This window comes from Enterovibrio norvegicus DSM 15893 (genome assembly GCF_900115495.1).
In the GTDB taxonomy this organism is placed as follows: Bacteria; Pseudomonadota; Gammaproteobacteria; order Enterobacterales; family Vibrionaceae; genus Enterovibrio; species Enterovibrio norvegicus.
Map to the genome: position 1 here is coordinate 38,949 of NZ_FOWR01000039.1, position 9,437 is coordinate 48,385.

Here is a 9,437-nt window from a genome sequence, read left to right on the forward strand (position 1 = left end):
ACAACGCCCTCAATCAAACAGCAAATTCCTCTGTTGCCGTCTCAACATTTAGATTTTCCCGCTTCAATCAACGAAATACACAATGACAATTGCGGCTGGCAAAAGTTACATACCGAATACAAAGCCTTATCACAAAAGGGAAAAATATCGAAAAAACAAGTAATTCAACCAAGCAAATTGATCAGTTGGTACTAGTCTTAAAGTAGTGAGGATATGAAAGCAACTGCGCCGATATCCTTTCTTAATGTTAACAGTACGATTTAGGGGGCAGGACCATGAGTATTTTCGACCACTATCGTCAGCGCTATGAAGAAGCGAAAGACGAAGAGCTGAGCCTTCAAGAGTTTCTGGACCTTTGCCGGGAAGATCGCAGTGTTTACGCCAACGCGGCTGAACGCTTGTTAATGGCAATCGGTGAACCCGAGATGATTGATACGGCGTTAGAACCACGTTTAAGTCGCCTCTTTTCAAACCGAGTCATCTCGCGCTACAAAACCTTCGAAGATTTCTACGGCATGGAAGAAGCCATAGAACAAATCGTTTCTTACCTTAAACACGCCGCCCAAGGCCTGGAAGAACGTAAGCAGATCTTGTATCTCCTTGGTCCTGTTGGTGGTGGTAAATCCTCGCTGGCTGAAAAACTAAAAAGCCTGATGCAGAAAGTGCCTGTGTACATTCTGACAGCAAACGGCGAACGCAGCCCAGTGAACGATCATCCTTTCTGTTTATTCGATGTTGTTGAAGACGGTGCGCTACTTGAAAGTGAGTATGGCATTTCACAACGTTATGTACGTTCCATCATGTCACCATGGGCTGCTAAGCGTCTGCACGAATTCGGCGGCGACATAAGCAAATTCCGCGTGGTGAAGGTTCGTCCTTCAATCTTAGACCAAGTGGCCGTAGCCAAAACCGAGCCCGGCGATGAAAACAACCAAGACATCTCGTCCTTGGTCGGTAAAGTCGACATTCGACAACTCGAACATTTCGCGCAAGACGACCCTGATGCATACAGCTACTCCGGTGCGCTGTGTAAAGCCAACCAAGGCTTAATGGAATTCGTCGAGATGTTTAAAGCACCGATCAAAGTGCTTCACCCATTGCTAACAGCCACACAAGAAGGTAACTACAACGGTACCGAAGGCCTGTCAGCATTACCATTTGACGGCATGATTCTAGCGCACTCAAACGAATCTGAGTGGCAGACATTCCGTAACAACAAGAACAACGAAGCCTTCCTCGACCGTGTTTATATCGTGAAAGTGCCATACTGCTTGCGCGTATCGGAAGAGATGAAGATTTACGACAAGCTATTGGAGAGCAGTGAACTTTCGTCAGCACCTTGTTCACCAAGCACGCTCGATATTCTTGCGCGCTTCAGTGTCCTTTCTCGTCTGAAAGAGCCTGAAAACTCCAGCATCTTCTCGAAGATGCGTGTGTACGACGGTGAAACACTGAAAGACACAGATCCAAAAGCCAAGTCTTACCAAGAATACCGTGACTATGCGGGCGTTGACGAAGGCATGAACGGCCTGTCTACACGCTTCGCCTTTAAGATCCTGTCACGCGTATTTAACTTCGACCATTCCGAGGTCGCGGCTAACCCTGTGCACCTGTTCTACGTACTCGAACAGCAAATTGAACGTGAGCAGTTCCCGCAAGAAATCGCAGAGAAGTATCTAGAGAACCTCAAAGGCTATTTGATTCCTAAGTACGTCGAGTTCATTGGCAAAGAAATTCAAACCGCTTACCTCGAGTCATACTCTGAGTACGGTCAAAACATCTTTGACCGTTACGTGACCTACGCAGACTTCTGGATCCAAGACCAAGAATACCGCGATCCAGACACCGGCCAATTGTTCGACCGCTCCGCATTGAACAGTGAACTGGAAAAAATTGAGAAGCCAGCAGGGATCAGTAACCCTAAAGACTTCCGAAATGAAATTGTTAACTTCGTGCTTCGTGCTCGTGCTAACAATGAAGGCAAGAATCCTGGCTGGACCAGCTACGAGAAACTTCGCACTGTGATTGAGAAGAAAATGTTCTCGAACACAGAAGAGCTGCTGCCTGTTATCTCCTTCAATGCGAAAACCTCGACCGAAGAACAGAAGAAACACGACGACTTTGTCGCTCGTATGATGGAGAAGGGATATACCCGCAAGCAAGTGCGACTTCTGTCTGAATGGTACCTACGCGTGCGTAAGTCCTCTTAATTCAGCCTAGTCAGAGAAGTAACCAGCATACGGGGGGCTTATGGCGCATTTTATAGATCGACGGCTCAACGGAAAAAACAAGAGTACGGTCAATCGACAACGTTTCTTACGTCGTCACAAGAGACAGATTAAAGAGTCTATTGCTGATGCAGTAAACCAACGCTCGATTACCGACGTGGATAGTGGTGAGAGCATCACTATCCCCTCTCGCGACATCCGAGAGCCGACCTTTCGTCAAGGCAAAGGAGGACAGCGTGATGCTGTCCACCCTGGCAACGACCAATTCATCCCTGGTGATCGCATTGAGCGTCCACCAGGCGGTGGAGGAAGTGGTGGCGCAGGAGAAGGACAAGCCAGTCCTGACGGCGAAGGCCAAGACGAATTCGTGTTTCAGATTTCCAAAGACGAATATCTCGATTTGCTATTTGAAGACTTAGAACTGCCTAATCTTCAAAAGAACCAGATGACCAAATTGGTCGAGTACAAAACCCATCGCTCCGGTTTTAAAGCGACAGGGGTACCATCCAATATTGCCATCGTGCGTTCACTACAAAACTCGTTGGCTCGCCGTACTGCGATGTCAGCGGGTAAGCGACGCAAAGTGAAAGAGCTCGAAGCAGAACTTGAAGTGCTGAAAGGGACAGAACCCGCTCAGCCGCTTGAAGAAAAACGCATCGAAGAAGAAATTCAATCGCTCAAAGACAAAATCAAAGCCGTGCCTTTTATCGACACCTTTGATTTGCGCTTTAAAAACTACGAAAAACGCCCACAGCCAAGCAGTCAGGCCGTGATGTTTTGTTTGATGGATGTCTCAGGTTCAATGGACCAAGCCACCAAAGACATCGCTAAGCGCTTTTATATCCTGCTATATCTCTTCTTAACGCGGACTTACAAAAGCGTTGAGGTGGTGTTTATTCGCCACCATACACAAGCTAAAGAAGTGGATGAGCACGAGTTTTTCTATTCGCAAGAAACCGGTGGCACCATTGTCTCCAGTGCATTGCGATTAATGGATGAAATCGTCAAAGCGCGTTATCCCGCAAGCGAGTGGAATGTGTATGCAGCACAAGCTTCAGATGGCGATAACTGGGCGGATGATTCCCCAGGTTGTCGTGAATTGCTCGAAAAACAACTGCTGCCGGTGACAAGATATTATTCCTATATCGAAATCACACGCCGTGCACATCAAACGCTTTGGCGAGAGTATGAAACGCTTGATGAAAACTATGAAAACTTCGCCATGCAGAACATTCGAACTGCCGACGACATCTTCCCTGTCTTCAGGGAGCTATTTAAGAAACAAGTAAGTTAGTCGGCGTGTTGTTGCAAACGCACTAAGCATTTCGCATTCGGTTCGGACGCCAAGGAGGACCATGATGACTGTCTCCGCAAAGAAGAAAAACAAGACACTCAGTGATGGGCCAGATTGGACATTTGATCTTCTTGACCAATACCACACTGAAATCAAGCGAGTAGCGGCGCACTACAAGCTCGATACTTACGTTAACCAAATTGAGATTATCACCGCCGAACAGATGATGGATGCCTACTCCAGTGTGGGCATGCCGATCAACTACAGCCATTGGTCATTCGGCAAAAAATTCATCGAAACAGAGCGCAATTACAAACACGGTCATATGGGGTTAGCGTACGAAATCGTCATTAACTCCGACCCTTGTATTGCTTACTTAATGGAAGAAAATACCATTACCATGCAGGCGCTTGTCATGGCGCATGCGTGTTATGGCCACAATTCTTTCTTTAAAGGTAATTACCTGTTCCAAACGTGGACAGATGCAAGCTCTATCATTGACTACCTGCTCTTCGCCAAAAACTACATCAGCGAATGCGAAGAGAAATATGGCGTCGATGAAGTCGAAAAGCTTCTCGATTCCTGCCATGCCTTAATGAACTACGGTGTCGACCGTTATAAGCGCCCGCAGAAAATATCCATGGCGGAAGAAGTCGCACGCCAGAAAGCCCGTGAGGATTACCTTCAAACTCAGGTAAATGCACTTTGGCGTACTATCCCCACCAGCGAGAAAAAGCGCGAAGTCGAAGTAGAACGTTTCCCGTCAGAGCCTCAGGAGAACATCCTGTATTTCTTTGAGAAGCATTCACCACTGCTTGAACCGTGGCAACGTGAAGCCATTCGTATTGTTCGTAAAGTCAGCCAGTATTTCTACCCACAGAAACAAACGCAGGTAATGAACGAAGGCTGGGCAACGTTCTGGCACTACACCATCTTGAATCATATGTATGACGAAGGCTTGGTGAGCGATCGCTTCATTTTAGAATTTTTGCACAGCCACACTAACGTGGTTGCTCAACCGCCATACAACAGCAAGTACTACAGCGGCATTAACCCGTATGCATTGGGTTTTGCCATGTTTACCGACCTTCGTAGAATTTGTGAGAACCCGACGGAAGAAGACAAACACTGGTTCCCAGACATTGCTGGTTCTGATTGGCTCGAAACACTGCATTTCGCCATGCATAATTTCAAAGATGAAAGTTTCATCAGCCAGTTCTTATCACCAAAAGTGATGCGCGACATGAAATTCTTCGCCATCAATGATGATGACAGACAGAATTACATTGAAGTAACAGGCATTCATAACGAGGAAGGTTATCAGCAACTGCGTGAGAGACTTTCTGCTCAATACAATTTGGCGAACCACGAACCAAACATTCAGGTTTGGGACGTAGATTTACGTGGAAATCGCGCGTTAACGCTTCGCTATGTGCCGCACAACCGAATTCCTCTCGGTAACTCACACGAAGAAGTGCTCAAGCATGTGCATCGTTTGTGGGGCTTTGAAGTGGTACTCGAAGAGGAAACGCCAGAAGGGAAAGGGAAGATCATCGCGACGTGCCCAAAGCGTCCGCAGTTTGATCCGGATTTAATCCCAGGAACGTGACACCACTCAAACCGCCTAGCGACAAAAACAAAAAACCGCCAAATTGGCGGTTTTTTTTACGTTTTCTCTTGTGTCTGCTGTTTTCACATAAAGACACGGCGTAATACGCTTACGCTTCTTCTTGTTCCATCAGCTTTGCGATGGTTTCGCGGTTGCCGAACCACATCGCGCCACTTTCACGACCATACTGTTTAATACGGTCAGCCACATCACCATGGCTGTTTGAAAGTGTTAACGCCAGAAGGTCACGGTAGAACTGAAGCGCCAATTCACAGGCACGTTGATCCATGAAGTAATAGCCGCCAACACGCGAGTAAATCTTACGCATGCCATTCATGGTCAATACGTAGACTTTGTTACCTGAACGTTGAGCCATGCCTTGGAACAACATATAGTCAAAGTGGTTGAACGCGCGACCACGGCAAACCGCTTCACACAGTTCAGTGTCCAACTTACCGAAGGTATCGTAAATCTTTTTCACGTCTTGCTGAATCGCCGCTTTTTCTTCAACGTCATCAACAAACGCAGCAAAGCTATCGCTCGCAAGAAGCTCCTCACAACGGCTAATGACTTTTTCAATCAAAGCAGCGCAAGATTGCGCGTCGTTTTTCATCGCATAACGCATGTAAACGCCGCTGATGTCTGTACGTGCCGAGAGAAGGTTTTCTAGAACGCCATGAACGTCTTCACCTTCAAGGGTAACAAGCGTATCAAGGATGTTTAAACCAGACGTGTTCATGTAGTCATTAACACGGGTAGGTTTGCCGTGCTGGATAGTTAACCAGCCATCACGGGCGAGACGTTGAAGGACTTCGCGAAGCGTTGTTCGAGTAACACCGATAAGCTCTGATAGCTCCCGCTCTGCAGGCAAAATAGAGCCCTGAGGAAAGTGATCATTCCAGATACTTTCTATTATATATTTCTCAGCAAACGTTGCCGGGCTATCAGCCTTAATAACCATTTAGTATTGTATCCAAGTTGCTTCTTATCCTGATTAATAACTCATCATACCACTTCTCACATCAACCAAGAAACCTTCCGGTGACATCGATTCATGTCATTTAACCCCCATCGCCTGAGCCAGTTCACATACATAGAAATTTCCACCACAACATGCCCGATCGTTAGCTAAGTAAAGTCGAACAAAAATTGCGCTGTTTAAAACAGAACGTGATGAGTAAAACCGCAAAGCGCTTCGCAAATTCATCGCTAACCTTAAATGCAAAGATTGAGCACGTCATTCAATGGTTATTCATAATTAGCGCAATATTCATAAGTATTCGCATTAACTCACTGAATAAAAATCGCCATTGCATGAAACTCTGCTCGGACAATGTTGATCCGCATCACTGTATCAATACCCACTGCAGCATAAAATACCGCGCAAAATGTTACAGAAACCGTCAACGGGTTCGAGACCTCGTTGCTTTTTTTCGTAACAAATTCCAGTAATTTAATTAACACGGAAAGGAATGTTGACTGTTTAGAAACTCACTGTATTGTGTGCTCCGTGTATACCTATGCAATAGGGCACAAAAGGTAGTGCGTGTCGAGAAATCGACGTTAGGTTTGTAAATCCTCTCCTGTTTCCACCAAAGGCGAACAATGCAAAACAACCGCCAACCTCTACAACAGTTTATTTACACCTTCTTTTCAATTTTCCAAGAAAATTAGCTTATTTCATAAGAACAGAGAAACAGACATGGCTATTACGCTAAGGAATGCCTTTACCAAGAACTTTCTCGGTAAAGCACCTGACTGGTACAAAGCAGCAATCATCGCATTTTTGATTATCAACCCAATTGTCTTTGCAATTGACCCGTTTGTGGCAGGTTGGTTACTCGTTGTCGAGTTCATCTTCACGCTGGCGATGGCACTGAAGTGCTACCCACTTCAACCAGGTGGTTTGTTAGCCATTGAAGCTGTTGCGATCGGCATGACCGACGCAAGCACAGTAAAACACGAACTTGTGGCAAACTTTGAAGTGCTACTGCTTCTGATCTTCATGGTTGCAGGCATCTACTTCATGAAACAGCTTCTGCTGTACATGTTCACAAAGATACTGCTTGGCATTCGCTCTAAAGCCCTTCTTTCTCTCGCTTTCTGTTCTGCAGCAGCCTTGCTTTCTGCGTTCTTGGACGCCCTAACCGTTATCGCGGTTGTTATCAGCGTTGCTGTTGGCTTTTACTCTATTTACCACCGTGTAGCATCGGGTGGCGCAGCAGATAACGACCCAACCTCTGACGACAATCTCGGAGATGATCTAAGCCGTGATGACCTTGAACAATACCGTGCTTTCCTACGTAGCTTGCTCATGCATGCAGGTGTTGGTACTGCATTAGGTGGCGTAATGACCATGGTTGGCGAACCACAAAACCTGATCATTGCTGAAAAAGCAGGCTGGCAGTTTGGTGAGTTCATCATCCGCATGTTGCCTGTGACCTTACCCGTTTTGTTCTGTGGTTTACTTACCTGTTTGTTCGTTGAGAAGTTCCGCCTGTTTGACTACGGCACAGAACTTCCAGAAAACGTGCGTGCCATTCTTGTTGAATTCAACAACGCAGAAAAAGCAAAGCGCACAAACATTGATGTCGCTAAGTTAATTGCACAAGCATGTATTGCAGTCTTCCTCGTGATTGCACTTGCCATGCACCTGGCTGCAGTCGGCCTTATCGGTCTAATGGTTATCATCCTTGCTACGTCATTTACCGGCGTCATTGATGAGCATCATATTGGTAAAGCCTTCGAAGAAGCATTGCCATTTACTGCACTTCTTGCCGTCTTTTTCTCTATCGTTGCCGTCATCGTTGACCAAGAGCTTTTCACGCCAGTCATCAGTGCCGTACTGGAACTTGAAGGTGGCGCACAGCTAACCATGTTCTACATTGCGAACGGTTTGCTTTCGATGGTGTCTGATAACGTATTCGTTGGAACGGTTTACATCAACGAAGTAAAAGCAGCCCTCATGGATGGCGTGATTTCGCGTGAACAGTTTGAATTGCTTGCCGTTGCGATCAACACAGGTACTAACCTGCCGTCTGTTGCAACACCAAACGGCCAAGCGGCCTTCCTGTTCTTGCTGACGTCAACGCTGGCACCACTGCTTCGTTTGTCTTACGGCAAAATGGTTTACATGGCACTGCCATATACCGTGGTGATGGGTCTGGTTGGCCTAGCAGGTATTGAACTGCTGCTGGTGCCAATAACAGATTGGTTCTACGCTGCTGGCTGGATCACTCTGGGTGATGCAAGTGCCGTCAGTGCGGTGACTTCTGGCCATTAATTGTTGATTTTTGGTCAAATAACACATTGAATAACAAAGTCCTGCCTATGCAGGGCTTTGTCTTTTTGAAATGGATACGTTAACTATGTTGGCCTTTTTCAACGAAATCTCAAGAACCCGCGGAGCATGGCTTCTGCTGTTGCTTTCTGTTTTAGGGTTTGAGTTATGCGCACTTTACTTCCAACACGTGATGAACCTTGCACCATGTGTGATGTGTATTTATGAACGCGTAGCGATGGCAGGCGTTTTAGTCGCCGCTTTCATTGGCTTACTGGCACCACAAAATGGGCTCATCCGCTGGGTGGGTTTATTAGGCTGGGGCGTATCTGCAGGTTATGGATTAAAGCTATCCATTGAACACGTTGGTTATCAATTCCCTGATCCTAGCGACTTGTTCGGTGCAACATGCGACATCTTTGTTTCCTTCCCTTCTTGGGCACCCTTGAACAAATGGGCACCTTGGATGTTTGAAGCAAACGGCGACTGCGGCAAAGTGGTTTGGCAATTCTTCGATCTTTCGATGCCACAATGGCTTGTGATCATTTTCGCCGCCATGCTGATTGTGCTCGCTATCGTTGTACTTTCTCAGTTCTTTGGTAAGCGTCGCGAACGTCGTCTGTTCTAGTCTTTCAATAGACGAACCCAGAGAGAAAAATCCCTGCCAAGGCATAATGCCGATCGTTTTAAGTCATTGAACGATCCTACGCAGGCTTCATAATCGGCCTCAACATTGTTGAGGCCGATTTTTTATGTCTGAGTTTTTGAAAGAGTTACACATCACCGCTGAGTTTTGCCAAGACCACCCTATCAACGCATTCTCTAAACACATTCCTCTTGAGTGGGTTGAAGAAGCAGTCAAACAAACCGGACGCGCTTCTTTGCGTAAACGTCGCTTTCCCGCTGAGCAGGCTGTTTGGCTAGTTTTAGGGATTGGATTACTGCGCAATCGCTCGATTCAGAATGTTTGTGACCAACTTGAGTTGGCTTTTCCTGATACCAAAGGGGAACTTCCTCCTCTCGCCA

General features: G+C 46.4%; 7 protein-coding genes. 6 read left to right on the top strand and 1 reads right to left on the bottom strand.

The window, feature by feature from the left end; genetic code table 11:
- The first annotated feature begins 275 nt into the window (after positions 1-275).
- From BM082_RS19920 to BM082_RS19930, 3 genes are all read left to right on the top strand, one after another.
- Positions 276-2,210: a PrkA family serine protein kinase gene (locus BM082_RS19920; protein WP_074928349.1), complete on the top strand. Its 1,935-nt coding sequence runs from the start codon at positions 276-278 to the stop codon at positions 2,208-2,210.
- Between the two features lie 40 nt (positions 2,211-2,250).
- Positions 2,251-3,522 carry a YeaH/YhbH family protein gene (locus BM082_RS19925; protein WP_017012077.1) on the top strand — a complete coding sequence of 424 codons (1,272 nt, stop codon included), beginning with the start codon at positions 2,251-2,253 and terminating at the stop codon, positions 3,520-3,522.
- Between the two features lie 64 nt (positions 3,523-3,586).
- Positions 3,587-5,131: a SpoVR family protein gene (locus BM082_RS19930; RefSeq protein WP_017012076.1), complete on the top strand. Its 1,545-nt coding sequence runs from the start codon at positions 3,587-3,589 to the stop codon at positions 5,129-5,131.
- A gap of 109 nt (positions 5,132-5,240) precedes the next feature.
- On the opposite strand, the gene fadR is transcribed toward BM082_RS19930, so the two are convergent.
- Positions 5,241-6,092, bottom strand: a complete 852-nt coding sequence (gene fadR, locus BM082_RS19935) for a fatty acid metabolism transcriptional regulator FadR (protein ID WP_017012075.1) — start codon at positions 6,090-6,092, stop codon at positions 5,241-5,243.
- A 741-nt stretch (positions 6,093-6,833) separates the two neighbouring features.
- Here fadR and nhaB point away from each other — a divergent pair.
- From nhaB to BM082_RS19950, 3 genes are all read left to right on the top strand, one after another.
- Positions 6,834-8,414 (top strand): Na(+)/H(+) antiporter NhaB, encoded by a 1,581-nt coding sequence (gene nhaB / locus BM082_RS19940; protein ID WP_017012074.1) that lies wholly within the window; start codon positions 6,834-6,836, stop codon positions 8,412-8,414.
- A gap of 85 nt (positions 8,415-8,499) precedes the next feature.
- Positions 8,500-9,039, top strand: a complete 540-nt coding sequence (dsbB, locus tag BM082_RS19945; RefSeq protein ID WP_074928351.1) for a disulfide bond formation protein DsbB — start codon at positions 8,500-8,502, stop codon at positions 9,037-9,039.
- 124 nt (positions 9,040-9,163) lie between these two features.
- Positions 9,164-9,437 (top strand): transposase domain-containing protein (locus tag BM082_RS19950; protein WP_208862527.1); only part of this gene is annotated, 274 nt, incomplete at its 3' end.

Excerpts from the sequence above, each read along its gene's own strand:
- BM082_RS19925 (WP_017012077.1), top strand. The coding sequence starts at position 2,251 with ATGGCGCATTTTATAGATCGACGGCTCAACGGAAAAAACAAGAGTACG.
- nhaB (WP_017012074.1), top strand. The coding sequence starts at position 6,834 with ATGGCTATTACGCTAAGGAATGCCTTTACCAAGAACTTTCTCGGTAAA.
- fadR (WP_017012075.1), bottom strand. The coding sequence starts at position 6,092 with ATGGTTATTAAGGCTGATAGCCCGGCAACGTTTGCTGAGAAATATATA.
- BM082_RS19930 (WP_017012076.1), top strand. The coding sequence starts at position 3,587 with ATGACTGTCTCCGCAAAGAAGAAAAACAAGACACTCAGTGATGGGCCA.
- dsbB (WP_074928351.1), top strand. The coding sequence starts at position 8,500 with ATGTTGGCCTTTTTCAACGAAATCTCAAGAACCCGCGGAGCATGGCTT.
- BM082_RS19920 (WP_074928349.1), top strand. The coding sequence starts at position 276 with ATGAGTATTTTCGACCACTATCGTCAGCGCTATGAAGAAGCGAAAGAC.